Source organism: Nocardia callitridis, assembly GCF_039543305.1.
GTDB classification, from domain to species: Bacteria; Actinomycetota; Actinomycetes; order Mycobacteriales; family Mycobacteriaceae; genus Nocardia; species Nocardia callitridis.
The window spans coordinates 321424-346773 of record NZ_BAABJM010000001.1 but is presented as its reverse complement, the minus strand read 5'-3'; the positions used below and the strand labels follow the sequence as shown (position 1 = coordinate 346773).

Genomic DNA, 25350 nt, shown 5'->3' with positions numbered 1-25350 from the left:
GAATCACGAATTCGTGGAAGAAATATCGGCGCGCCGAGCTCACGACGTGTGCGAGCCGGTGACCAACGCGGGGTAGTCCAGCAGCTCGATGTCCTCGCGAGCGCGCTCGGCGTACTTCTGCATCAGCCGGAATGCCCACGAGTGCAGAAACCAGTTGCGTACCCGGATACCGAGCGCGGTCTTCGGGGCGAGGAATCGACCGGCGTCGCTGTTGCCCGCGATCTTGGTGTAGCCGCGCATGATCGCGTCGTAGCGGGCGAACGCCACGGTGTGGTCGCCCTCGGCGCGGGCGAGCTCACCGGCGATCACGTAGGCACCGACCAGGGCGAATCCGGTTCCGAAGCCGTTGAGGGTGCTTCCGTACGCGGAGTCGCCGACCAGCGCTACGCGGCCCCTGGTGTAGCCGTCGCGCATGGTCACTCTGCTGAGTGAGTCGAGATAGATGTCGTCGAATTCGGCGAGCTCGCGCAGCATCCTCGGCACTTCCCAGCCCGCGTCGGAGTAGGCGTCGGTCACGATGCGTCGCAGTGCGGCCTGGTCGTCGCGGGCGTAATCGAGTTCGGGCGCGGCGAACATGTACAGCTGCTGCGCTTTCGAGCCGCCGCTGACGGCGAGCCTGCCCGGTGTGTTGTATCCGTATGCGATCGCTCGTTCACGCTCGCCGTGCGCGATCGCGCTCCACGGGTTCGCGCCGGCGACGCAGTAGTACCACCCCCGATGTTCGACGAATTCGTGCTCGGGGCCGAAGGCCAGCTTGCGGACCCTGGAGTGGATGCCGTCGGCGCCGAAGACCAGATCGAAGGTGCGCTCGGGGCCGTTTTCGAACTCGACCAGGACACCGTCGTCGGTTTCGGTGAGTGCGCTGATCGAGTCCCCGAATCGGTATTCGCAGGTCGCCGCCGTGTGGTCGTACATGACCTTGGCCAGGTCACCGCGCAGGATCTCCACGTCACCGCCGGTGAATTCGCCGGTCAGTTCGGCCAGTCGCGTGCCGTTGTCGTCGACGAAGCGGATATCGGTGGTCCCGGTTCTGCGCTGTTCGATGTCGGTGCGGATACCCATGCGTTCGAGCACGGTGAACTGGGTGCGCCCGGTGAAATCGATGGCCTGTCCGCCGGGACGCAGGGCGGGCGCGCGTTCGACGACGGTGACGGCGTAGCCGTAGCGCCGTAGCCAGTACGCGAGGGCGGGACCGGCGACGCTCGCGCCGGAGATCAGCACGGTTCGGATGGGCATGGCGACTCCTGAGGATCTGTGTCTGGTGGAATCTGTTTCCGGTGGACGCAAATTAGAGTATGGTAGACACAGTTTCAAAGTCAAGACGTCCCGAATGGACCAACGGTGACCTGATCAAGCAGTGCTCACGCCCACCACGGACGGGCACGACATCCCAGCCACGATCGACTCTCCGGGGCCATCACCACGGAGCGTGCCGGATGGCTCACTCCCAGAACGGATTAGGACAAGACCATGGCGACACCCACCGCGGTCGAGCTGCTCTGGGGGTTACAGCAGCGCCCACGACGCGGCCCGAAACCGGCCCTTTCGCTGGACGCGATCGTCGCCGAGGCGATCGCGCTGGCCGACACCGAGGGACTCGCCAGCCTGTCGATGCAGCGGCTGGCCGTGCGCCTCGGCTTCACCAAGATGTCGCTCTACCGCTACGTGCCAGGCAAGGCCGAACTCACCTCGCTGATGCTCGACCGCGCTCTCGGTCCGGTACCGGACCTGTTCGACGTGGCCGCGCAGCCACGCTGGCGCACGGGATTACGCCGGTGGGCGGAAACGATTTTCGAGCGTTACCTGGCCCACCCCTGGTCGATCGAACTGACCACCGGCGCCCACCCGATCGGCCCCAACGAACTGGGGTGGATGGACGCGGCGCTGCGCGCGACGGCCGACACCGGGCTCACCGGCGCGGAACGGCTGGACAGCATCGTGTTGCTCACCGGTCACGCGCGCAGCCTGGTGCAACAGGTGTCCTCGGTGGCCGACGGCGCGGCGAGCGAGCAGCTCGCCACCAGTCTCGCCGAGACGATGACGATCGTGGGCGACCGATATCCCGCCGTCCGCGCGGCGTTCGCGGAGGAAGCGGCGGCCAACGCGGCCAACGGCCGCAGGGACGACGCGCTGAACTTCGGGATAGCGCGCATCCTCGACGGGCTCGCCGTGCTCATCGACAGCCGCGAAGGGCTGGGCAGCTAGCGCCTCGGGCGCCTAAGGTCGAATCATGACCGAGGGATCAGAGGGATCAGAATTGGCGCAAGACGCCAGCACGACCGTGCGTGAGTTCTTCGCCGCGCTGGAACTTCCCGCCCTCGACGAGGCCGTGGCGCTACTGCACCCGGATGTCGTGTGGAAGAACACCTCGCTGCCCGACGTGCGTGGCGAGTACCGGGTCGGACGATTCCTGCGCGGGATGGGCCGCGACTGGGTCGGCTTCTCCGCCGAAATCCATCACATCGCCGACGACGGGGGTGCTGTGGTGTTGACCGACCGTACCGACATCCTCCGCGTCGGTCCCGTGCGAGTGGCGTTCTGGGTGAGCGGCACCTTCGAACTGCGCGATGGCCGAATCATCTTGTGGCACGACCACTTCAGCTGGGAGAACCTGCTGCGCGGCACCGCGGTCGGGCTCTGGCGCGCCGCACTGCGCAAAAACTGACGGTGTCGCCAGCAGGGTGGCGGGGGCGGGGTGGTCGGGGTCGAGCCAGGCATCCCAGTGTTCGGTGCGCGGTGATGTCGGCGACGGCCGCTTCGCTCAGCGCGGCGTCGCGCACAACGTGCTCAACGCGAAGTTCCACGAGAAGGAAGCCCAGATCATCGCCGAGGCCGGCACGTGGCCGGACACACTCCAGGTCGCGCACCGCGGCGCGGCGACCGCGTTTCGTGCTGTGCGCTCGCACCACCGTGATTCAGGAGTGCTCGGTGAGGTAGTCGAGATAGAACGGCCGTAGCACTTCGGCGATCTCGCCGTCGCCCGCGTGGATGTAGTCGTCGAGCATCGGCACGACGTATTTGATGTCGGCTTCGCTCGCTCCCAGATTGCCCGTCGCCGCCTCGGCGGCGGGGATCGAGGTGAGCAGTCGCCACAGAAATTTCACGTCGCCGTGCCGCACGGCCAGCCCTACCGCCCGGTCGTGCAGTTCTTTTGAAGACAACCTCTCCAGATTCTCGTTACCGGTCATGACCTCGACTGTATCGGTTTCCCGGCACCCCGGTTAACCATGAATTCACAGACATGCCTATCAGTGCCCAAGCGCGGAACGGGTGTTCGGCGGTAGCGTCATTGGTGCGGACCGCGGCGGTGTGGTTCGCACGGGAGGTCCTGACCGTGACTGAGCGCATCAGTTCGAGGGGGCCGGCACCCGGCCCTCGTGGCATCCGACGACGGTAGTCGTCGGAGTCCATCAGGTCCGACCGGTCCAGCGCGATCGTTCGTAGCGGGTGCCGCGCGAACACAGAGGAGCCACCGTGACTGCTGCACGCTCCGTTTCCGCCTCCTCGGCGACTGTCAATTCGGACGGCCCCGGTACCCAAGGGGTTCGTCCCGATCGTTCACCCGTCAAGACCTTCGTCATCGACACCTCGGTTCTGCTCTCGGATCCCTGGGCTTTCACCAGGTTCGGTGAACACGATGTCGTCTTACCGCTGGTGGTCATCACCGAACTCGAAGGCAAACGACACCATCACGAACTGGGCTGGTTCGCCAGGGAGGCTTTACGCAACCTCGACGATCTACGCGTGCAGAACGGGAGGCTCGACCAGCAGGTGTCGATCGGCACCGAAGGCGGAACGCTCCAGGTAGAGCTCAATCACACCGACCCGACGGTGCTGCCTGTCGGATTCCGCACCGACACCAACGATTCCCGAATCCTGGCCTGCGCACTGAATCTCGCGGCCGAGGGTCGCGAGGTCCTGCTGGTGTCGAAGGATATTCCGTTGCGGGTCAAGGCCGGTGCGGTGGGCTTGCAGGCCGACGGATATCACGCGCAGGACGTGGTCACCTCCGGATGGTCGGGGATGGTCGAACTCGATGTGAGCAAGGAGCAGGTCGATCAGCTCTACGCCGAGCAGGTGCTGGATCTGGATCAGGCTCGAGAACTGCCGTGCCACACCGGGATACGGCTGCTCGGTAGCAGTTCGAGCGCGCTGGGCCGGATAACGCCGGATAAACGCGTGCAATTGGTGCGTGAGCGGGAGGCGTTCGGCCTGCACGGTCGTTCCGCCGAACAGCGCATCGCGTTGGACCTGCTGCTGGACGAGAGCGTGGGGATCGTCTCGCTCGGTGGGCGGGCGGGTACCGGCAAATCCGCGCTCGCGTTGACCGCCGGTCTCGAAGCGGTGCTGGAGCGGCGCGCCCAGCGCAAGGTGGTGGTCTTCCGTCCGTTGTACGCGGTCGGCGGCCAGGAACTCGGTTATCTGCCCGGCAGTGAGAGCGAGAAGATGGGGCCGTGGGCGCAGGCCGTCTTCGACACTCTCGACGGGCTCGCCAGCCGTGAGGTGTTGGAGGAGGTGCTCGCCCGCGACATGTTGGAAGTGTTGCCGCTGACCCACATTCGGGGTCGGTCGCTGCACGATTCCTTCGTGATCGTGGACGAGGCGCAGTCGCTGGAACGCAATGTGCTGCTCACTGTGCTGAGTCGGTTGGGCGCGGGGTCGCGGGTCGTGCTGACCCATGATGTGGCCCAGCGCGACAATCTGCGCGTCGGGCGGCACGACGGTGTCGCCGCGGTGATCGAAAAGCTCAAGGGGCACCCACTTTTCGCACACATCACCTTGACGCGGAGCGAACGCTCGCCAATCGCGGCTCTGGTTACCGAGATGTTGGAGGAGTACGGCCCCACTTCCTAAGGGGCGCAATTGTCCAGCGTGCGTTTTACTCGCCTGTAAAACGGGTAATATTCGCAACGATATGGTGTTCGGCAACGGCCTAGCGTGTTCTTTTTCGATTCGCTGGGCCGTTGCCCTGCATCGGCCTTATCCTGCACCAGACGGCACCTGGTCGGTGCCGTCCCCTTGGTAGCCACCTTTCGGGAGGATGGAAATGCACCACTTCGCTCGACGTACGGCTGGATTTACCGCATTGATCGCCGCGGCCGCGCTGGTCGCCATCGGCTGCAGTGACGACAACGACAACCCGGCCAGCGACGCCGTCGGCTCCGCCACCAGCGCCGTCGGCGGTGCGGCAGAGAGCGCCACCAATGGCGCGGAAACGCCGACCGAGTCCGGGGCCAGTGGCGAGAGCGCCACGTCGACCTCCGGGGCCGAAGCCGGCCAGGAAACGAAGGTCGCCACGCCGAACGGCGAGGAGATCACCGTCTCCGGCGGCATCTACGAGAAGTACGTGGGCAGCGGCGGCCCCGAGGGCACCCTCGGCGCACCGCTGCAAGCGGAGGAGAGCGCCCCCGAGGACGGCAAGTTCCAGGACTTCACCGGCGGCACGATCTACGAGCCCAAGGAAGGCGAGCCGCACATCGTCTGGGGCGAGATCCGCAAGGCGTGGGAAGAGAACGGCGGCGCCAGCGGCGAGCTCGGTTACCCGACCAGCGACGAGCAGGACATCCAGGGCGGCAAGCAGAGCGACTTCACCGGTGGAACCATCACCTGGGTCGACGGTCAGACGACCGTCACCCCCAAGTAATACGCTCTCCGGCCCTCCGTGGACGGTGCTTCGCGCCGTCCACGGAGGGCCGTGGTCTGTCCTGTGCCTCGATTTCCGGGATAGTCCCTGGTCTGTGAGGTCTCACAAGCTCGAGCCCAGTGCCGTACTCGACTCCCCGCGCCGCGGGCCGAACCGCTAGGTTGTCTCAGGTGCACACTCTTATGACCGACCGCGAGTTACTCGAATCCCTCGCGATGGACGTGGAATTGAACCTGCGCCGTCACATCGACGCCGCCGACGGGTGGCAGCCGCAGGACTACGTGCCGTGGGACGACGGGTCCAACTTCGCGTTTCTCGGCGGAACCGACTGGGACCCTTCGCAATCCGAGCTGAGCGAGACCGCGAAGCTCGCGCTCACCGTCAGCGTGCTGATCGCCGACAACCTGCCCTCCTACCACCGGGAGCTGGGCAAGTACCTGCGCACCGGTCCGTGGTGGCGTTGGGTCGGCCGGTGGACCGCGGAAGAGAACCGCCACGAGATCACGCTCCGCAACTACCTCATGGTCACCAGGTCGGTGGACCCGGTGGACCTGGAGCGGCGGCGAATGGACCACATGACGGCAGGCTTCCGTCGTCCGGCCCTTCACCTGCTCGATGTGCTCGCCACCTGCACCTTCGAAGAGGCGGCCTCGGCCATCCGGCATCGCAATATCGCGGCACTCGGCGAGAACCCGCTCGTCACCGCGATCGCCGACCGCATCGCGCTGGACGACGAACTGCAGTCGACGTTCTTCGCCGACCTCGTCGCCGCGGCGCTCGACCTCGCGCCCGATCAGACGGTGCGGGCCATCGCCGACCGGATCGCCGATTTCCGGGTGCCTTCGCTGACGCTGGCCGACGGCCGCAGCAGCGACGACGTACTGGCCGAAGCGGGCATCTACAACCGCGCCGACGAGGACAAGCTGGTCTTCGCCCCGCTGTTGCGGCGGTGGAATGTATTCACCCGCACCGACCTCGGTGCCGACGGTGAGCAGGCGCGCGAAGAACTGGCTCGCCTGCGCGACTGAACCCGACGAGTCCGAACTTCCCCCGGTGCGTCAGCGAGATCGCGGCGGGGGATTTTCGGCCGGTCATGGCACGTGATCGGCGGCGGTCCGTGGTCGGATCAGAGTGGCAACGGTCGGTGTAACAGCGGTCGACCAGGGCCGATTTAACGGGCGTCCACCTCGTGTGGGCCCACGGCCGAGCGCCACGTTGGAGTAGGAAGAGGGTGTCCAACGTGGCGCTCGGCTGTTGCGGCGCCGGGCGGGGAATTATTTCGCTTCGTCGACCTTCGCCATCGACAACACATCGAGGCGGCGATCGAGTTCTTCCTCGGTGAGTTTCTCGCCGATCAGGCCACGGTCGATGACGGTCTGTCGGATCGTCTTCTTTTCCTTCAACGCCTCTTTCGCGACGGCCGCCGCCTCCTCGTAGCCGATCGCCGAATTCAGCGGGGTCACGATCGAGGGGGAGGACTCGGCCTGGGTGCGCAAGTGCTCGACGTTGGCTTCGAGACCCCGAACACAACGATCGGCGAAGAGCCGAGAAACGTTGGCCAGCAATCGAATCGACTCCAGCAAGTTGCGTGCCAGCACCGGAATGTAGACATTGAGCTCGAAATGGCCGCCGGCACCGGCGAACGCGACGGTCGCGTCGTTGCCGATCACCTGCGCCGCCACCTGGGTAACCGCTTCCGGCAGAACAGGATTGACCTTACCTGGCATGATCGAGCTGCCCGGCTGCAGATCCGGCAGTCGCAGCTCGCCGAGGCCGGTCAGCGGGCCCGAACCCATCCACCTGATGTCGTTGGCGATCTTGGTGAGGCTGACTGCGATGGTGCGCAGCGCGCCGGAGGCCTCGACGAGTCCGTCGCGGGCGGCCTGCGCCTCGAAATGGTCCTCGGCCTCGAGTAGCGTGTCGATTCCGGTGGAGCGCACGAGTTCGGTGACGACCCGTCCGCCGAAACCGTCCGGCGCGTTCAGCCCGGTGCCGACCGCGGTGCCGCCGATCGGCAGCTCACCGAGGCGAGGCAATACGGCGGTCGCGCGCTCGATACCCGCGGCGATCTGGCGGGTGTAGCCGCCGAACTCCTGGCCGAGGGTCACCGGAACGGCGTCCATCAGGTGTGTGCGACCCGACTTCACCACGGTGCGCCACTCGGTGGACTTGTCGAGCAGGGCAAGACGCAGATGGTCGAGCGCCGGAATCAGATCCTTGACGAACGCTTCCGCGGCGGCGAGATGCGTTGCGGTGGGGAAGGTGTCGTTGGACGACTGGGACAAGTTCACGTCGTCGTTAGGGTGCACGGTGACACCGTTGGCTTTGGCGATCGAGGCGATGACCTCGTTGGCGTTCATGTTCGAGCTGGTGCCGGAACCGGTCTGGAACACATCGATCGGGAACTGGTCGTCATGCTTGCCGTCGGCGATCTCACCGGCCGCCGCGACGATGGCCTCGGCCTTCTCGGCATCGAGCAGGCCGAGGTCGCGATTGACCGTCGCGCACGCGGCCTTGAGCAGGCCGAGCGCGCGAATCTGCGCCCGGTCCAGACCCCGTCCGCTGATCGGGAAATTCTCCACGGCACGCTGGGTCTGCGCCCGCCACAAGGCGTCGGCGGGTACCCGAACTTCGCCCATGGTGTCGTGCTCGATCCGATACTGCTGCGTCTCCTCCGTCATGTTTTCGACCATATGCCGCGGGAGAAGCTTGTGGGGCGAGCGCGCGCGAGGCATCGAGCACACTTTGCGCGCCCGCCGGGCCACGAAGCGGGCCCGGCGCCCCGGCGCGATTGCGTTGTGCCGCTAGGGCAGCGGCGCCGCCGCCTGCTCGTCGCCGTCGAAGTCGACCGACGAGTATTCGCGCAGCTTGGTGAGCCGGTGGTAGGCGTCGATCATCCTGACTGTCCCCGACTTCGACCGCATCACGATCGACTGGGTGGACGCCCCGCCGCCGTAGTAGCGCACACCGCGCAGCAGGTCGCCGTCGGTGACGCCGGTGGCACAGAAGAAGACGTTCTCACCGGAGACCAGGTCGACGGTGGTGAGGACCCGGTCGAGATCGTGCCCGGCGTCGATCGCCTTCTGGCGCTCGGCGTCGTCGGTAGGGGCGAGGGTGGCCTGCAATTCCCCGCCGAGACAGCGAATCGCGGCCGCGGCGATGATGCCCTCCGGAGTGCCGCCGGTGCCGACCAGGATGTCGGTGCCGGACTCGGGGCGGGCCGCGGCGATCGCACCGGCGACGTCACCGTCGGAGATCAGCCGGATTCGCGCGCCCGCGTCGCGCACCTCTTGGATCAACTCGGCGTGCCGAGGCCGGTCGAGAATGCACACGGTCAGGTCGGAGACCGAGGAGCTCTTGGCCTTGGCGACCCTGCGGATGTTCTCACCGATCGGCGCCGAGATATCGATCACATCGGCGGCGTCCGGTCCGACGGCGATCTTCTTCATGTAGAACACCGCGGACGGGTCGAACATCGCGCCGCGCTCGGCGACGGCCAATACCGCGATGGCTCCGGGCGAACCCTTCGACATCAGCGTGGTCCCGTCGATCGGGTCGACGGCGAAGTCGACCTCGGGGCCGGTGCCGTCACCCACCGATTCGCCGTTGAAAAGCATGGGCGCCTCGTCCTTCTCGCCCTCGCCGATGACGACGGTGCCGCGCATCGACACCGAGTTGACCAGCTGACGCATGGCATCGACAGCCGCGCCGTCGCCCCCTTCTTTGTCACCGCGACCGACCCAGCGGCCCCCGGCCATCGCACCGGCCTCGGTGACGCGGACCAGTTCGAGTGCGAGGTTGCGGTCGGGCGCCTCGCGGCGGCTCGGTTTCGAAGAAGATGCCGTCATTGCGGGGTGCCTCCTGTGGGTCGGTGCTTGCCGGAGGATTGTCTCATTTCGGACCGGCGGGTCCGTGCACGCATGGGGCCCGCACCAGGAACGGCCGTGCGCCGAGTGGATACTGGGGGCGTGTCCTCCCCGAAGCCGCGCATCCTCAACGACTACCGCGACCTGTTCTGGTCGCTGATCCCGTTGGTGCTGATCGCCGTCGTCTTCGCGGGCCTGGCCAGCCAGTGCAGCTTCGCCGGAAATGGTCCGACGCAGGGCCAGATTCCGAAATTCGATGTGCACACGGCGCTGAAGTCGGACGCGCACACCCTGGACTTCCCGATCCGCGACCCCGCCGTGCCCGCCGAGTGGACACCGAACTCCGGCAGCAGGGAGAACATCAGCGGCACCGGGGGCGGACCCGTGAGCACCGTCGGGTATGTCACCCACCAGGACACCTACATGCGCTTCAGTCAGAGCAGTGCCAGCGAGGAGGGCCTGGCGCGGTTCGTGCTCGACTCGCGCTACGCCTCCGGTGTCGAGCAGATCGGCGACCGGAAGTGGGTTGTCTACTCCGACAAGGGCGAGGAAACGGCCTGGATCGCCGATCTCGGTGGCACGCGGGTGCTGATCACCGGCGCCGGCGACCACGCGGCGTTCGACACGTTGGCGCGGGCGATCGACGCGGCTGAGCCTTTGCGGAAGTAGTCTCTGGTCGCGAACTGCTATTGCTGGTGCGGCGCTGTGTGTGCTCGGGTTGAAGTTGGCTGCCTGCGCCGACGTCGTGTGAGTGGTGTCGGGGTGAGATGTGGTGCGATCGCGGTTGTGTCGGCCGAGAGTGGATTGGTGACGGCTCGCCTCGGCTCTCAGCGCACGGCGCCGCGTTGTGCTCGAATTGAAGCCGGGCGCCTGCGCTGACCTCGTGTGCTGTGGTGTCGGGTATGGGACGCGGTGTGATCGCGGCCGGGGCGATCGAGAGCGAAACGGCGACGCTTGCCGCGACTATCCGTGCTTCGATCACGGACTACGAGAGTGGTGCGGACCCCGCCGACCGCCGTGCCGCGGGTATGCGCTTGGGGCCGCGGGTCTTACGTCTGACCGCGAGCCGGATCAGCTGTGGCTGACCACATTGACGATGGTGCCGCTCGGATCGCGGACGAAGAACCTGCGCACGCCCCACTGCTCGTCGCGCAGGGGGTAGACGATGTCGGCGTCGGCGGCGGTCATGGCCGCGTACACGGCGTCGACGTCGTCTACCTCGACGCTCATGTTCGGACTCGGCTGTTCGGCATCGCGGCTGACCAGCAGCACCTGGGCGGTGGGATTGGTCGGCGACACCATCGTGACCACCCAGCCGAGATCCATCGCCTCCTCGAAACCGAGTTGCCGATAGAACTCGCGGCTGCGCGCGATGTCGTCGGTGTGGATGTCGGGGGTCGCGCGCCGGATGCGGGTCATGCGTCGTCGGACTCTTCGGTGCGGGTGAGGACGTTCTCGACGCGTTCGCGCGCACCGGCGAGATGTTCCTCGCACCGGCTGGCCAGTGCCTCGCCGCGCTCCCACAGTGCCAGTGAGTCGTCGAGGTCCATGCCGCCCTGCTCCAGCATCTTCACCACATTGACCAGTTCGTCGCGGGCGCGCTCGTAACCGAAGGTGGCGATCTCGGCCAGCTCGGGTGCCGTTTCGGTGTCGGTGGTCTTCCCGGATGCGGCCACGGTCAGTTCCTCCCTGCGTCGGTGTCGTCGGTCTTGTCGGTGGCAGGGCGCTTCGAGCGACCCAGTGCCTTGGCGCCGAGCACGGCGGCGTCGAGCGCGCCGTCGGCAACGCGTACCCGCAGCTGACTGCCGGTCGGCGCATCCTCGATCGACCGCACCACCTGTCGTTCGGTGCCATTGACACGCTGCACAACAGCGTAGCCGCGCGCCATGGTCGCCGCCGGGCCCACTGCGGTGAGTTTCTCGCGCAAATGCCTGGTCGCGATGGCCTCGGTGCGGACGAACTGCTCGACGCAACGCTGCGCCGAAGCGCGCAGCCTGGCCACTTCGTCATGCCGGTGGCCGAGTTCGCGTAGCGGATCGGCGAGCACCGGGCGCGACCGCAACTGGTTCAGCGCGTGGGTTTCGCGTTGCACCCAGCCGCGCAGCGCCGCCGCCGAGCGTTCGCGCAATTCGCGCACGCCCGCGGACTCGGCGGCCGCGTCGGGTACCAGGCGCTTGGCGGCGTCGGTGGGGGTCGCGGCGCGCACGTCGGCGACGAGATCGCACAGCGGGCTGTCGGGCTCGTGCCCGATCGCGCTGACGATGGGGGTGGTGGCCGCGACGATGGCGCGACACAGCGCTTCGTCGGAGAACGGGAGTAGATCCTCGACGCTGCCGCCGCCTCTGGCCAGCACGACGACGTCCACGTCGGGGTCGGCGTCGAGGTCGGCGATCGCGCGCACGATCTGAGCTACCGCGGTCGGGCCCTGTACCGCCGTATTGTGGATCTTGAAACGAACTGCGGGCCAACGATTTTCAGCTACCGTGCAGACATCGCGTTCGGCGGCGCTGGCTCGACCGGTGATCAGACCGACGGTCGAAGGCAGAAACGGAACGGGCCGCTTGAGTCTGGTGTCGAACAATCCTTCGGCGGCGAGCAGCGCCTTGAGGCGTTCGATCCTGGCCAGCAGTTCGCCGACACCGACCGGTCGGATCTCCAACGCGCGCAACGACAATGTGCCGCGCCCGGTATAGAACGAGAGCTTGCCGAACACCACCACCCTGCTGCCCTCGTGCAGCGGGATCGGCGACGAGCGGATAAGGCCGGGATCGCACGTCACCGACAGCGACATGTCCGCGGAGGTATCGCGCAAGACCAGGAACGCCGTACGGGTGCCAGGGCGCAGATTGATCTGCGTGATCTGCCCCTCCACCCAGATGCTGCCGAGCCGGTCGATCCACTGCGCGACCTTGACGGCGACCGAACGCACGGGAAACGGGTGCTCCGCGGAGTTCGACGGGGTCGAAGTCGTTGCGGCGGAACGGTCGTCGGGCCGTGCGGTCGCTGCCGGTTGGCCGGACTCGTTCCGGCCAACCGTCGACGAGTGCGGGGTGCGGGATTCGGTCACTGTGCCTGCACGGTGGCGATCCGATTCGTCAGCATGGTCACGAACGGCGCCCTGGCCCTGGTGCGCTGCTCGTAGTCGAGCAGGGCGGCGAGGTCGTCGAGGGTCAGCATGCGCAGGCGGGCGCGCAACTGGGCCAGTGTCATATCCGCGTAATCGTAGCGGGTGGCGACCTCGGGCTCGGCGACCTCCTCGACGCTCGGCGTGCTCTGCGGGCGATCGGTCGCCGGTTCGTCGGCGACCGGTTCGTCGGCGACCGCGGCCAGCACCGGCGTGGCACCGTGGAACTTCGCCGTTTCCGGCTCGGGCTCGTCGGCGGTGTACAGGTCGAACCGGCTGGCCCGCGCCGTGGCGTTCGGGTCGGCGGCGTTGTCTTCGTCCTCGTCGAAGGTCGCCCACTCCGGCTGATCCTCCGTGGGCGCCAGTCGATCGAAGACCGTGTCGCCCTTGAGCGCGAGACTCGTCACGAATTGTTGGAGGTGCATGGAGGTTTGCAGCAGCTGGCTGACCGCGGTGATCGGGAGACGAACCGCGGTCGCGGGTAAGCGGCGGGTCTCTTCGAGCGCGTATACGGCGGCACCGGCGGCAACCCGGGCCAAAAACGGTGGTCGAAACATGGTCCTAGCCTGCCCGAAATGGCGTGCTCTGCAAACACGAAAGTGTCATCGTCTCGAATCCGGCGGATTCGCCGCATGGAGCCGGGCTTCGAGGTGGCGATCGCCCGACCCGGCGGCGGCAGCGGTGACGGTACTTACCATGCCGCGCCGAGACGACAGCCGCGATGCGCACGTAAGCTGGTCGTCATGTCCTCGGCCATACCCCTGAACGTCGGAATCGCTCGCTCGGCGGGCACCACGACCGCCGAGCCCGGTGCCGGTAAGCGCGTGCTGCTCGCCGAACCGCGCGGCTATTGCGCCGGTGTCGATCGTGCGGTGGAAACGGTGGAGAAGACGCTGGAGAAGCACGGTGCGCCGATCTACGTGCGCAAGGAGATCGTGCACAACCGCCACGTTGTCGAGACGCTGCGCGAACGCGGTGTCGTGTTCGTCGACGAGACCCATGAGGTGCCCGAAGGCTCGGTCGTGGTGTTCTCCGCGCACGGTGTCGCGCCGACCGTGCACGAGTCCGCGGCCAGCCGCAACCTGCACGCCATCGACGCGACCTGCCCGTTGGTCACCAAGGTGCACCAGGAAGCCAAGCGCTTCGCCAAGCAGGACTACGACATTCTGCTGATCGGCCACGAAGGCCACGAGGAAGTCGAAGGCACCGCGGGCGAGGCGCCCGAGCACGTGCAACTGGTCGACGGTCCCGATTCGGCGGACAAGGTGACCGTGCGCGACGAGTCCAAGGTGGTGTGGCTGTCGCAGACCACCCTGAGCGTCGACGAGACGATGGAGACCGTGCACCGGCTGCGTCAACGCTTCCCCGGTTTGCAGGATCCGCCGAGCGACGACATCTGCTACGCCACCCAGAACCGTCAGGTCGCGGTGAAGGCGATGGCACCGGAATGCGATCTGGTGATCGTGGTCGGCTCGCGCAACTCCTCCAACTCGGTGCGGCTGGTGGAGGTCGCGCTGAACGCGGGCGCGCGGGACGCGCACCTGGTGGACTACTCCCGTGAGGTGGATCTCGGCTGGCTGGACGGGGTGCGCACGGTCGGCATCACCTCCGGCGCCTCGGTCCCCGAGATTCTGGTGCGCGGCGTGCTCGACCTGCTCGCCGAACACGGTTACGGCGAGGTGCAGTCGGTGACAACCGCGAACGAGACGTTGGTATTCGCGTTGCCGAGGGAATTACGCCCGGCTCGCGACTAGTTAGCACGATCCACACACAAAGCCACCAAACGGGGGAATCAAGATCACCAGGACTCAATGGTGTCACCGTGGGGCATTCCCCACGCCCGTGTCCTGTTGATCTTGGGGATCGCGGACTGCTTGCCGTTGTCCATTCGGATTGGAGGCGCAGTATCGCTCGCTCTGGAACCGAGCGTTTCACTGACTTGGACTGCGGCGGCGCTTGGCCAGCAGTCGGAGACGAGGGCGGGAACGTGTGTGCTCGGGTGACTCTCGGGTGTTTCGGCGCAGTGGGGTTGGCGAAATGGTGTTCAGGCAGTGAAACGTGCGCGCGAGCTTTATAGGTTTTCCGGCCTGCGACGGTCGCCACGGCCCGAATCACGGTCGCGGTAGCGGACATTGGGTTGCGGGTGGGGCGGGTCGTTGCGGCGGCGAGGTGCTTCGCCGCGCGGCATGGCGCCCGTCGGCTGGCGACCGTCAGCGCGTGGCCGGGCGGCGGCCGGTGGGCGGCCCTCGCCGCGTGGCATCGCGCCAGCGGGTGGGCGGCCCTCGCCGCGTGGCATCGCACCGGTGGGCTGACGGCCGTCCCCGCGTGGTTTGGCTCCGGCCGGTGGGCGGCCTTCGCCGCGTGGCATCGCACCGGTGGGTGGGCGGCCTTCGCCGCGTGGCATGGCGCCCGCCGGCGGCCTGGATCCGGAACGAGTCGGCGTCCGTGTGCCTTCGCGTGCGCGGGCCGGTGTGGCTACGCGTGGTGGGGCGTCAGCGACCTTGGCGGCAGCGCGCCGACCGGTTCGCGCGGGTGTCTCGTCCTGGTCGAAGTCGTCGCTTTCCTTGGCGGAACGGCGTGGGCGGCGCCGCGCCGCACTGGCCGAAGTCGGCTTGGTGGGGCCGAGGGTGCGTTCGGGCTTGCGCTTTGCTGCCGCGCGACTCAATGTCTCGCTGCGGCGCGGTCGGCCGCTCTGCTCCGCTGCGGCTTTCTCGCGGCGTTCCATCAGCACGCGAATACCGCCGACGAGTAGCACGAGCATGGTCGCGAGCATCATCACCGGGAAACGGTTCACCAGCGGGATGGCGAGATTGAGCAGGATGTCCTTGATCGAGGTCGAGGTGTGTCCGGTCAACCACTCGTAAGCCAAGGGGACCGCGAGGAACAACAACAGCGGCGGCAGCACCAGGGTGCTGAACAATCCGCGGTATCGCACGACGCAGACCGCGACCACACATCCGAGGACATACAACGTCGCGAAGGCGCCCGTCAGGTCGGAACCGCCACCGAGCAGGTCGATCGAGAACCCCAGAATCGTGCAGACGACGGCGATCGAGACCGCCGCGGCCACCGGGAGACCCGGCACCGTCGGAACGATCGAACGCTGCGGCGCGGGCACCCTGGATTGCAGACGTTGGGAAGCAGCCACGTATTGAACACTAACCGTCAACGTGGTCGGTTGTGTTACGGCAGGGCCGATGCCGATAACGATCGAGGTCGGTTGGCATGATGTAGGCCCGCACGCTCGAGGTATAGCCGCTCGCTCTCGCCCACCGAATTCCGGGTGCGGCGGTGCACGGTGTCGGCGTTTCGCGCGCTCCGGGGTGATGCGGTGGGTGCTCGTCCGGTTGTGTGGATCACCGAGAAGGGGTTCGAGCTATTTCGGACAATCCGGCGCGGTGTGTCCCGGCCCCGTCCTGGCCGCGAGTCTTCGGGTCGCGCAACATAGTCCATGCGCTCACGGACACGCCCCACGACACGCCGCGTCATTCGCGGATACTCCGACACGGCGGGCGCGGCAATTGAATTGTGTCGGTGGGCTCGCCTAGGTTTCGCGACATGCGGATGCTGCACACGTCGGACTGGCACATCGGGCGCACCTTTCACGGGGTCGATCTGCTTGCCGATCAAGCGCGCGCACTCGCGGCGATCGCGGACATGGTGCGGGAGGAATCCGTCGACGTGGTGCTGCTCCCCGGCGATGTGTACGACCGCTCCATTCCCAGTGCCGACGCGATCGCGGTGTGCAACCGAGGATTCGAGGCCATCCACGCCGCGGGCGCGAAGATCGTCGCGACCTCGGGCAACCATGATTCACCCGCCCGGCTCGGCGCGGGAGCGAGTTTCGCCGCCGCGGGTGGATTGCACCTGCGCACCACGGTCGCCGACGTCGACCGGCCGATCGTCTTGTCCGACGAACACGGTGAGATCGCCTGCTACGGCATCCCGTATCTGGAGCCGGAGATCACCCGCGCCGAACTCGAGGTACCGCAGGCTCGTTCGCACGCCGACATCCTGGACGCGGCGATGGGCAGGATCCGCGCCGACATCGCGCGCCGGGCAGGAACACGCACGGTGGTGCTCGCGCACGCCTTTGTCGTGGGTGCGACAGCCACCGGCTCGGAGCGCACGATCTCGGTCGGGGGAGTGGAGACGGTGCCGTTGTCGGCCTTCGACGGCATCGACTACGTGGCGCTGGGCCACTTGCATTCGCCACAAACACTCGCGGAGTCGGTGCGCTACAGCGGTTCTCCGCTGCCGTATTCGTTCGGCGAGAGCTCACACCGTAAGGCCGTATGGATCATCGACTTCGACGCCGAGGGGCTGACGTCGGTGCGACGCAGGGATGTGCCCGTGGTGCGCGGCCTGAGCACACTCACCGGGACGCTCGAACAACTGTGCGCCGAGCCGGTATACGCCGACCACGAGGCCGATTACGTGTCGGCTGTGCTCACCGACGACACCCGCCCGGTGGATCCCATGCGCAAGCTGCGGGAACGATTCCCGCACGCGGTGCACGTGGAATGGATTCGTCCCGAGAGCAATCCGGAGTTGCACTATCGTGAACGGGTGCACGGACGCCGCGATATCGAGGTGGCACAGAGCTTTCTGGCCGATGTGCGTGGCGAGCCGAGCGACGACGAGGTGGTGTGGTTGGAGCGCGCGCTCGCGGCGGCGGTCGCCGAACCCGACCAGGTCACCGTGGCGGGTGCCGGTTTCGCCGACGCCGACGAGCTGACGGCGTGACCGCCTCGGCCGTAACCAGATATCCTGGCGCCGTGATCGACTCGGTTGCGCGGCGCAGGCACCGGTTGGTGAGATGAAGCTGCACCGATTGGAAATGACGGCGTTCGGGCCGTTCGCCGAAACCACGGCGATCGATTTCGACGCGCTCGGTGCCGACGGGCTTTTCCTGCTACACGGGCAGACCGGGGCGGGCAAGACCACGGTGCTCGACGCGATCGCCTTCGCGCTCTACGGCAAGGTGCCCGGCGCACGGGGGGACAAGCGGTTGCATTCCGACCACGCGCCGCCACAGACACCGCCGCAGGTGACCCTGGAGGCCACGCTCGGCGGCCGACGGCTACGGCTCACCCGGACACCGGAATTCGAGCGACCCAAGCTGCGTGGCGACGGCACCCGCAAAGAGAACGCGAAGGCGACACTGGCCTGGTTGGACGGCCACGGCCAGAACCTTTCGCGGCTGCCCGATATCGGTACCGAGATCGTGCGTCTGCTCGGGATGAGCGCCGACCAGTTCTTCCAGGTGGTGTTGCTGCCGCAGGGCGATTTCGCGCGCTTTCTGCGCGCCGAGAACGAGGAACGCGAGAAGCTGCTGGAAAAGCTCTTCGACACCGAACGTTTCGGCACCGCCGAAACGTGGTTGGCGGATCGTCGTCGGGCCTCGGCGGCGGAGTTGGAGTCGCAGAAGCAAGCGATCGACCGTCTGGTCGGGCAGGTGACCATCGCCGCGGGTGAGCCGGCCACCGAGACCGTTGGCCCGCTGGAAGCGGTGAACTGGTCGCAGCAGCTGCTCGCCACCGCACGAACCGACCTGACCGAGGCCACGACCGAAGTCGGGCGGCGCAAGGCGGATTCGGAGGCGGCCTACGCGCGCGGCGAACGGCAACGTCAGCTGCGGGAGTTGCGCAGGCGCAGGGCGGTGGCCACGGCACAGCTCGCCGAATACGACGCCGGGGCGGATCGGCGCACGGCACTGCGGTCGGAGCTGGAGACGGCCCGGCGGGCGCAACCGGTGGCTGTGGCATTGGACGAGGCGCGGGACGAGGTGCGCGAGGGGCGCCGGCGCGAGGAGGAATCCCGATCGGCGGCAGCGCGATTGGCGGCGCTGCTGCTGGAGCCCGCTGGCGCGGATCTCGCGGGCGCGCGGCTGGTGAACGCCGATTCCGACGTGCCGTTGGTGCACCCGGACGCGGATCTGGACGCCGCTGTTCGGAAGTGGAGCGGTCAGGTCGGCGTGCTGGACGAGGTCCGAGCGGATGCCGCGGCGGCGGATCGGCTCGCCGCGGACTTGGCCACGTGGCGCGTCGAGGACGAGAAGCTCACCGCGCGCGGGGCACAGCTCGCCGAACGACGCGACCGGTTGCCCGCCGCACTCACCGCGGCCGAGGCGGCGTTACAGCAGGCGCGTACCGCGGCCACGACCTTGCCGTCGATCGCGGCCGAGCGCGAACGGTTGCAGAGCTCCGCCACGGCGGCCGTCGAATTGGCCGCGCGCAGAAACGATCACGACCGGACGACCAACGAACTCGAGTCCGCCCGCGCGGTACACAACGATGCCAAGGAGCGTGTGCTCGACCTGCGTGAGCGCAGGTTGGCGGGGATGGCGGCCGAACTCGCCGGTCAGCTCGACGCCGGAATGCCCTGTGCGGTATGCGGTTGCGTCGAGCACCCGGCTCCGGCCGAGGTCGCCGCGACCGCTGTCGCCAAGGAAACCGAGGACGTCGCCGTCGAGGCCGAGCGTGCCGCGGAGGCGGCCCGCGATCGGGTGCAGGCGCGTCTGTCGGCCTTGGAACGGGAGATCGAGGCATTGTCCGCGCGCGGCGGGGATAGCGACATGACGCAGCTGACCAGGGAGCTGAACCGGGTCGCCGACAGTTACCAGGACACCAGGGATCTCGCGGGTCTGCTCGACCAGCGGGATGGTGAGCTCACCCGGTTGCGTGCCGACGAGTCCCGCCTGCACGACGAGGCGCGCGAGCTGGAGAGTCGGCGCGGTGCGGTCGCCGCCGAGATCGCGACGGGCACGGCGCGGTTGGCCGAGCTCACGCAGCGGCTGCGCGCGGCCGCCGGTGCCGACGGTGTGATCGAGCGCAGGGCGGCTCGCCTCGAGGCGATGATCGCGGAGGCGACAGCGTTGCGTGCGGCGCGCTCGCACGTGCTGAATGCGCACGCGCGAGTGTCCTCGGTCGCCGCTCGGGTGGCGAACCTCGCGCGGACAGCGGGTTTCGTCATCGAGGAAGGGGCGGGTTGGGTCTGGGACTCCGAGAGCATGTCCGACAATCCCACTGCGACGCAGGACGATAACGCCGCTGCTCCCGACGATGCCGCCCGCATAGAAGCAGCGGTCGAGCGGCTGGGCGCGTACGCGAAACTCGTCGCCGACGCGGCGCGTTCCTCGGCGCGGCAGGAAGAGATCGAGGCCGTGCTCGCGGCCGCCGAGAGCGCGTATTCCGCGGCGAAAGCGGTGCTGTCCGAGCCCGAAGTGCGGGCGGCGGCGGACACCGAACCCGACGATGCGGCCGAGGTAGACGCGGCCCTCGCGCAGGCGCGCACGCGATTGGACGAGGCTGTCGCCGTCCATGCCGAGGCGAAGCGGCGGGTGAATCAGTTGGAGGGCCTTACCGGCCAACTGTGGGCGGCTGTGGAGCGTATCGAGCCCGCGCAGCGCGTATTCGAGGAGCTGGACGGTTTGGCCGACGTGGTCGCCGGCCGTGGCGCGAACAATCGCCGTATGTCGTTGCGCTCCTACGTCCTTGCCGCTCGACTGGAGGAAGTCGCGCAAGCGGGGTCGGTGCGGTTGCGTCGAATGTCCGGTAGCCGTTACGAATTCGTTCACTCCGATCGGGCGGGACCACGTGGCCGTCGCGGCGGCCTCGGCCTGGACATCCGCGACGACTACACCGGCCTCGTGCGTCCGGCGAAAACCCTCTCCGGCGGTGAAACCTTCATGGCGGCACTCGCTTTGGCGCTCGGCCTGGCCGACACGGTGGCCGCCGAATCCGGTGGCGTCATGCTCGACACCCTCTTCATCGACGAGGGCTTCGGCAGTCTGGACGCCGACACCCTCGACGCGGTGATGGGCGTACTCGACGAACTGCGTGAGAACGGCAGGGTGGTCGGCGTCGTCAGCCACGTCGACGAGATGCGCCAACGCATCCCGAGCCGCCTACACGTCCTGCGCGGTCGCCAAGGCTCACACCTGCGTGCCACTGTGGCCTGAGCGGCACCCGGCGAACGGCGATCCTCACCCACCGTATTTGTCCGACGAGCGAGTTTGTGGAAGCACGGACGCCGCGCGTGGCAATCACGGGCTCGACGCTGCTCACCCCTCGTGCTCGAGCAACCATCGCTTGGCGGGCAAGCCCCAGCGAAAACCGCCGAGGGCGCCGCCGATGCGCAGGATGCGGTGGCAGGGGACGAACAGGGCCGCGGCGTTGCGGGCGCAGGCGTTGGCGGCGGCGCGGGTGGCCTGGGGGCGGCCGGCGACGGCGGCGAATTCGGTGTAGGTGAGTGGGCTGCCCGCGGGTACCTTGCGCAGCACATCCCAGGCGTGGGTGAGGAATTCGCCGGAACGCTGGTGCACCGGGATCGTGTCGATCGCCGTCAGGTCGCCTTCGTGATACGCGGTGACCGCGCGGGTGACCTCGCCGAGGTCGTCGCGGCGGCGCAATTCCTGCGGGCGCAACGCGGCGTGGACGAGGGTGCGCAGGTTCTCGGCGTCGCCGGTCCAGCCGGAGGCCAGGACCATGCCGTCAGTGTCGGTGAGTGTGGTGAACGGGCCGAGCGGGGTCGCGACGGTGGCGACGTCGGCGTGCCGAACGGTGGTGGTCATACGGAGATCCCCGCTTTCGCGATGGCGGCCGCGGCCGCGATGGATTCGGTCGGAGTGTTTCGCGCCGCGAGAGCGGCCTTCCACAGGTGCATGGACAGATACGAGCGCCACGGCGCCCACCGTGTGGTGTCGGCCAGGTCGACGCCGAGCAGTGTCGCGCCCTGGCGCACCACCAGATCGGTGCCGAGCAGCACATCCGGGTCGGCGAGCAACCGCATCGTCACGTAGTCGGCGGTCCAGGGGCCGACTCCTTCCAAGGCGAGGAGGTCGTCGCGCAACTCGGCGGCGGGTTTACCCTGGTGCAGCACGAGATCACCGGAGGCGAGCGCTTCGGCGGCGCGCACGATCGAACGGACTCGTCGCGCTGGACCGGTGAGCACCTCGGTGCCTCGTTCGGCGACCACCTCGGGTGTCGGAAACAGCAGCGGCAGTGGGCCTTCCACCCGCTCGCCGAGTGCCGCGACCAGCCGCGCGGTGTGGGTGGCCGCGGCGGCCACCGAGATCTGTTGTCCGATCATGGTGCGCAGCAACAACTCCGGGCCGTCCAGGCAGCCGGGCACGCGGATGCCTGGCGGCAGGGTGGGTCGGTCGCCAGGGTTTTCCGTCGCGCCGATCGCCTCGTCGATCCCCACCGGATCGGCGTCGAGGTCCAGGAGATGACGCAGCCGAGCGACGGTCGGTGCCAGATCGCGCATATCGGTGATGGCCAGTTCGGCGCGCACATGGTCGCGCTGGAAGCTCAGGCGCGCGGTGGTGTGTCCGTGCGGGGTGCGCAGGTTGCGGGTGTAGGTGTTGTTGTCCCACAGTTCGACGCCCGGTGCCACGTGCGCGGCGAGGAACCATTCCAACCAGGCGCGATCGATCGGCGCACGGTAGGGCAGCCGCAGGGTGAGGGAGCCGTTGGTCGCCGGGACGACCCGTTGCTTGGTGCCCGCGCGCTGGGCCTCCGCGCGCATGACGCTGGGACTCACCACGAACACCTCCCGCACGGTGTCGTTGAACTGGCGAATGCTGGCGAAGCCCGCCGCGAAGGCGATGTCGGACATCGGCATGTTCGTGGTCTGGATCAGCAAGCGCGCGGTGTGTGCCCGATGCGCGCGGGCCAGTGCGAGCGGGCCAGCACCGAGTTCGGTGGTGAGCACCCTGGTCAGTTGCCGCTGTGAGTAGCCGAGCGTTGCGGCGAGGGCGGGCACTCCGCCGCGTTCGATCACGCCGTCACCGATCAGCCGCATCGCCCGCGCGGCCAGGTCGGCGCGGGTGTTCCACAGTGGCGAGCCGGGTGCCGCGTCGGGCAGGCAGCGGCGGCACGCGCGGTAGCCCGCCTGTTGCGCCGCGGCGGCGGTGGGTAGGAACGAGACGTTGGTCTGCTTCGGTGTGATCGCCGGACACGAGGGGCGACAATAGATTCCGGTGGTCTTGACCGCCGTGAAGAACTGTCCGTCGAATCGTGCGTCTCTGGTCGAGACAGCGCGATAGCACTGCTCGAAGTCCAACGTCGTGAAGGTCACGACACCCACAATGGCAGCTGAACATCCGCCGCGCTAGCGGAAATCAGCCACCACCGTTCAGCAGCAGCGCGTGGCCGGATTCGCGTCCGCCTCGGCGTAGCGTTCGCGCCAATACGTCCGCTCGCTCGCCACCTCGCTGCCTGGATGGTTGCGCCGCATGTGCTCGACGTAGCGCTGATAATCGCCGCCGCCGAGAATGCCGTTGAACCACCACGCGCCCGCCCGCGCGCCGCTCGCGCAGGCGCGCGCCACACCGCGCAGGCTCATCGGGGTCATTGCGCGTGCGCCGCGCCGGGCGCTCGTACCTTGCCCTCGGCGATCAACTCGTCCCATTCGCGCTGCACCTGCTTCTCCTCGGCGGTGGCGAGCAGGCCACTCGGCGCGAAGATCTTCGAGGGCTCCTCCGGCGTCTCGGTGTCGGAGACCACGCCACTGCGCCACGCGCGGAACGCGACGAGCGCGCCCGCGATCGTCACGATCACCACGAGCGCCGCGAACACCACCGACAAGGTGCCCTGGATGAAGGTGTTGCGCACGATCGCGGACATGTCTTCCTGTGTCTTCGCGGTCAGGCATAGTTTGCCCGCTTCCTGCGCGGTCTGGCACAGGCTGTGCTGCTGCCAGTAGCCGACCTTCGGGTCGGCGGAGAAGATCTTCTGCCACGATGCCGTCAATGTCACCAGCAGGTCCCACACCAACGGAATGCCCGGGATCCAGGCCCATTTGACCAGGCCCTTCTTCACCACGATCACCAGAACGACCGTCAGCGCCATCGCCGCGAGCAACTGGTTGGCGATGCCGAACAGCGGGAACAGCGTGTTGATGCCGCCGAGTGGATCGGTGACACCCATCAGCAGGATCGACCCCCACGCCGCCACGACCACGGCCGAGCACACCCAGGCGCCGACCCGCCACGACGGGTCGCGGAACTTGCGTGCCGCGCCACCGAAGTTGCCGAGCGCATCCGAGACCATGAAGCGCGCGACCCGGGTGCCCGCGTCGATGGTGGTGAGGATGAACAGCGCCTCGAACATGATCGCGAAGTGGTACCAGAACGATTTGAGGCTCTCACCGCCGAGGAATTTGTGGAACACCTCGGCGATGCCGATCGCCAGCGTCGGCGCGCCACCGGTGCGCGAGATGATGCTCGCCTCACCGACATCGCTTGCGGCCTTGGCTAATTCGGCTTCGGTCGCGGGTGGTCCCGCGATACCGAGTCCGTTGGTGTATTCGGCGGCCTTGGCCGCGGTGCCACCGGTGAGCCCCGCTGGCGCGTTGATCGCGAAGTACAGGTGCTGATCGATGATCGACGCGGTGATGATCGCCATCACCGCGACGAACGACTCCATCAGCATGCCGCCGTAGCCGATCATCGTGGTGTGCGATTCCTTCTCCAACAGCTTGGGGGTGGTGCCGGAGGAGACGAGCGCGTGGAAACCCGAGAGTGCGCCGCAGGCGATGGTGATGAACAGGAACGGAAACAGGCTGCCCGCGAAGGCGGGACCGTTACCCGCCGCGGCGAACGATGACACCGCGGGCGCCTTCAACACCGGCAGCGTGACCAGGATGCCGACGGCGAGCAGGGCGATGGTGCCGACCTTCATGAACGTCGACAGGTAGTCGCGCGGCGCGAGCAGCAACCACACCGGAAGCACCGAGGCGATGAAGCCGTAGCCGATGAGCAGCCACGACAGGGTGACCGGGGAGAAAGTGAACCAGTCGGCGCCCCAACTGGTTTCCGAGACCCAGCCGCCGGACAGGATCGCGAGGATCAGCAGCACGAAACCGATGGCGGAGACCTCGCCGACCTTGCCGGGCCGGATGTAGCGCAGGTAGATACCCATGAACAGGGCGATCGGGATGGTCATGCCGATCGAGAAGACACCCCACGGGCTGTCGGCGAGCGCGTTGACGACCACCAGCGCGAGCACCGCGAGCAGGATCATCATGATCACGAGAATGCCGATGATCGCCGACCAACCGCCGACAACACCGAGTTCGTCGCGCGCCATCTGGCCGAGGCTGCGGCCCCGACGCTTCATCGACACCCACAGCACCAGGTAGTCCTGGACGGCACCGGCCAACACCACGCCGACGATGATCCAGATGGTGCCGGGCAGGTAACCCATTTGCGCGGCGAGTACCGGGCCGACCAGCGGACCCGCACCGGCGATGGCGGCGAAGTGGTGCCCGTAGAGCACCCGCCGGTCCATCGGCATGAAGTCCTTGCCGTTCTCCAGAATCTCGGCGGGCGTGGCCAAGTCGTCGCGCGGCTTGACGATTTTGCGTTCGATGAAGCGCGCGTAGAACCGGTAGGCGACGATGTAGGTCGCTACCGCGGCGATCACGATCCACACGGCATTCACCGACTCGCCGCGGGAGACGGCGAGGATCACCCACGCGATAGCGCCGACCACCGCGATGGCCGCGAAGATCGCCTTCTTCGCGGGTGTGATCGGTGACCGATCGACCACGCCGACGGGCGGCAGATCGGGGTCGGTCCGCAGGTATTCGATGGTCGCCATCGCTTCTACTCCCCTGTAAAACACGCAGGATCTTGCTCGAGCAGTCATCAACGTAGCCGATCGCCGCGCGGCGTCGTGTTGATTCCGTACCCGTGACCGGCGCACGTG

22 protein-coding genes and 1 pseudogene are annotated in these 25350 nt (G+C 67.6%); 10 read left to right on the top strand and 13 right to left on the bottom strand.

Translation table 11 applies throughout. The features are described 5' to 3' along the window. Positions 1 to 39 precede the first annotated feature (39 nt). A complete protein-coding gene (locus tag ABEA50_RS01570) occupies positions 40 to 1236 on the bottom strand; it encodes an FAD-dependent monooxygenase (protein WP_345493162.1) in 1197 nt (398 codons plus the stop codon). A gap of 234 nt (positions 1237 to 1470) precedes the next feature. Here ABEA50_RS01570 and ABEA50_RS01565 point away from each other — a divergent pair, with 234 nt between their 5' ends. The 3 genes and pseudogenes from ABEA50_RS01565 to ABEA50_RS30870 form a co-directional block, all read left to right on the top strand. After that, on the top strand, positions 1471 to 2205 hold the full coding sequence (locus ABEA50_RS01565; RefSeq protein WP_345493161.1) for a TetR/AcrR family transcriptional regulator: 735 nt from the start codon (positions 1471 to 1473) through the stop codon (positions 2203 to 2205). Between the two features lie 25 nt (positions 2206 to 2230). After that, on the top strand, positions 2231 to 2665 hold the full coding sequence (locus tag ABEA50_RS01560; protein WP_345493160.1) for a limonene-1,2-epoxide hydrolase family protein: 435 nt from the start codon (positions 2231 to 2233) through the stop codon (positions 2663 to 2665). An 88-nt stretch (positions 2666 to 2753) separates the two neighbouring features. After that, positions 2754 to 2837: pseudogene (locus ABEA50_RS30870) on the top strand (preprotein translocase subunit SecA); the annotation flags it as partial. 78 nt (positions 2838 to 2915) lie between these two features. Here the strand turns inward: ABEA50_RS30870 and ABEA50_RS01550 are convergent. Next, entirely contained in the window at positions 2916 to 3188 is a 273-nt protein-coding gene (locus ABEA50_RS01550; protein ID WP_345493158.1) for a hypothetical protein, read from the bottom strand. 286 nt (positions 3189 to 3474) lie between these two features. On the opposite strand from ABEA50_RS01550, the gene ABEA50_RS01545 reads away from it, so the two are divergent. The 3 genes from ABEA50_RS01545 (at position 3475) to ABEA50_RS01535 (ending at position 6672) form a co-directional block, all read left to right on the top strand. Then, positions 3475 to 4854, top strand: a complete 1380-nt coding sequence (locus ABEA50_RS01545) for a PhoH family protein (protein ID WP_425577500.1) — start codon at positions 3475 to 3477, stop codon at positions 4852 to 4854. 232 nt (positions 4855 to 5086) lie between these two features. After that, on the top strand, positions 5087 to 5644 hold the full coding sequence (locus ABEA50_RS01540) for an LGFP repeat-containing protein (protein WP_345493157.1): 558 nt from the start codon (positions 5087 to 5089) through the stop codon (positions 5642 to 5644). A 182-nt stretch (positions 5645 to 5826) separates the two neighbouring features. Next, on the top strand, positions 5827 to 6672 hold the full coding sequence (locus tag ABEA50_RS01535; protein WP_345493156.1) for an acyl-ACP desaturase: 846 nt from the start codon (positions 5827 to 5829) through the stop codon (positions 6670 to 6672). Positions 6673 to 6918: 246 nt separating this feature from the next. On the opposite strand, the gene ABEA50_RS01530 is transcribed toward ABEA50_RS01535, so the two are convergent. Then, entirely contained in the window at positions 6919 to 8325 is a 1407-nt protein-coding gene (locus ABEA50_RS01530; RefSeq protein ID WP_345493155.1) for a class II fumarate hydratase, read from the bottom strand. Between the two features lie 123 nt (positions 8326 to 8448). Continuing rightward, the gene (gene glpX, locus ABEA50_RS01525) at positions 8449 to 9492 is read right to left on the bottom strand and encodes a class II fructose-bisphosphatase (RefSeq protein WP_345493153.1); all 1044 of its coding nucleotides are present in this window, start codon (positions 9490 to 9492) and stop codon (positions 8449 to 8451) included. A 120-nt stretch (positions 9493 to 9612) separates the two neighbouring features. On the opposite strand from glpX, the gene ABEA50_RS01520 reads away from it, so the two are divergent. Continuing rightward, complete coding sequence (locus ABEA50_RS01520) at positions 9613 to 10179, top strand: DUF4245 domain-containing protein (protein WP_345493152.1); 567 nt, start codon at positions 9613 to 9615, stop codon at positions 10177 to 10179. 402 nt (positions 10180 to 10581) lie between these two features. Here the strand turns inward: ABEA50_RS01520 and ABEA50_RS01515 are convergent, their stop codons facing one another. The 4 genes from ABEA50_RS01515 to ABEA50_RS01500 form a co-directional block, all read right to left on the bottom strand. Next, on the bottom strand, positions 10582 to 10929 hold the full coding sequence (locus ABEA50_RS01515; protein ID WP_345493151.1) for a VOC family protein: 348 nt from the start codon (positions 10927 to 10929) through the stop codon (positions 10582 to 10584). After that, positions 10926 to 11186 (bottom strand): exodeoxyribonuclease VII small subunit, encoded by a 261-nt coding sequence (locus ABEA50_RS01510; protein ID WP_345493150.1) that lies wholly within the window; start codon positions 11184 to 11186, stop codon positions 10926 to 10928. The genes ABEA50_RS01515 and ABEA50_RS01510 overlap by 4 nt, the downstream gene beginning before the upstream one ends. Positions 11187 to 11188: 2 nt before the next feature. After that, on the bottom strand, positions 11189 to 12439 hold the full coding sequence (xseA, locus tag ABEA50_RS01505) for an exodeoxyribonuclease VII large subunit (protein ID WP_345493148.1): 1251 nt from the start codon (positions 12437 to 12439) through the stop codon (positions 11189 to 11191). Positions 12440 to 12573: 134 nt separating this feature from the next. Then, complete coding sequence (locus tag ABEA50_RS01500; RefSeq protein ID WP_345493147.1) at positions 12574 to 13191, bottom strand: lipid droplet-associated protein; 618 nt, start codon at positions 13189 to 13191, stop codon at positions 12574 to 12576. 186 nt (positions 13192 to 13377) lie between these two features. Here ABEA50_RS01500 and ABEA50_RS01495 point away from each other — a divergent pair, with 186 nt between their 5' ends. After that, positions 13378 to 14388 carry a 4-hydroxy-3-methylbut-2-enyl diphosphate reductase gene (locus ABEA50_RS01495; RefSeq protein ID WP_345493145.1) on the top strand — a complete coding sequence of 337 codons (1011 nt, stop codon included), beginning with the start codon at positions 13378 to 13380 and terminating at the stop codon, positions 14386 to 14388. A gap of 317 nt (positions 14389 to 14705) precedes the next feature. Here ABEA50_RS01495 and ABEA50_RS01490 read toward each other — a convergent pair whose 3' ends face one another. Beyond that, positions 14706 to 15782 (bottom strand): DUF6542 domain-containing protein, encoded by a 1077-nt coding sequence (locus ABEA50_RS01490; RefSeq protein ID WP_345493144.1) that lies wholly within the window; start codon positions 15780 to 15782, stop codon positions 14706 to 14708. Between the two features lie 410 nt (positions 15783 to 16192). On the opposite strand from ABEA50_RS01490, the gene ABEA50_RS01485 reads away from it, so the two are divergent. Both ABEA50_RS01485 and ABEA50_RS01480 read left to right on the top strand, forming a co-directional pair. Then, entirely contained in the window at positions 16193 to 17380 is a 1188-nt protein-coding gene (locus ABEA50_RS01485; protein ID WP_345493142.1) for an exonuclease SbcCD subunit D, read from the top strand. Positions 17381 to 17453: 73 nt separating this feature from the next. After that, entirely contained in the window at positions 17454 to 20597 is a 3144-nt protein-coding gene (locus ABEA50_RS01480; protein WP_345493141.1) for an SMC family ATPase, read from the top strand. Positions 20598 to 20699: 102 nt separating this feature from the next. On the opposite strand, the gene ABEA50_RS01475 is transcribed toward ABEA50_RS01480, so the two are convergent. From ABEA50_RS01475 to ABEA50_RS01460, 4 genes are read right to left on the bottom strand one after another with little or no spacing between them, the layout of a single operon-like run. Next, positions 20700 to 21209 carry a methylated-DNA--[protein]-cysteine S-methyltransferase gene (locus ABEA50_RS01475; protein WP_345493140.1) on the bottom strand — a complete coding sequence of 170 codons (510 nt, stop codon included), beginning with the start codon at positions 21207 to 21209 and terminating at the stop codon, positions 20700 to 20702. Then, positions 21206 to 22726: an Ada metal-binding domain-containing protein gene (locus ABEA50_RS01470; RefSeq protein ID WP_345493139.1), complete on the bottom strand. Its 1521-nt coding sequence runs from the start codon at positions 22724 to 22726 to the stop codon at positions 21206 to 21208. The genes ABEA50_RS01475 and ABEA50_RS01470 overlap by 4 nt, the downstream gene beginning before the upstream one ends. Before the next feature lie 48 nt (positions 22727 to 22774). Next, a complete protein-coding gene (locus ABEA50_RS01465) occupies positions 22775 to 22993 on the bottom strand; it encodes a YbdD/YjiX family protein (RefSeq protein ID WP_345493137.1) in 219 nt (72 codons plus the stop codon). Further along, positions 22990 to 25242, bottom strand: a complete 2253-nt coding sequence (locus tag ABEA50_RS01460) for a carbon starvation CstA family protein (RefSeq protein WP_345493136.1) — start codon at positions 25240 to 25242, stop codon at positions 22990 to 22992. Before ABEA50_RS01460 ends, ABEA50_RS01465 begins: the two co-directional genes overlap by 4 nt. Between the last annotated feature and the right edge of the window lie 108 nt (positions 25243 to 25350).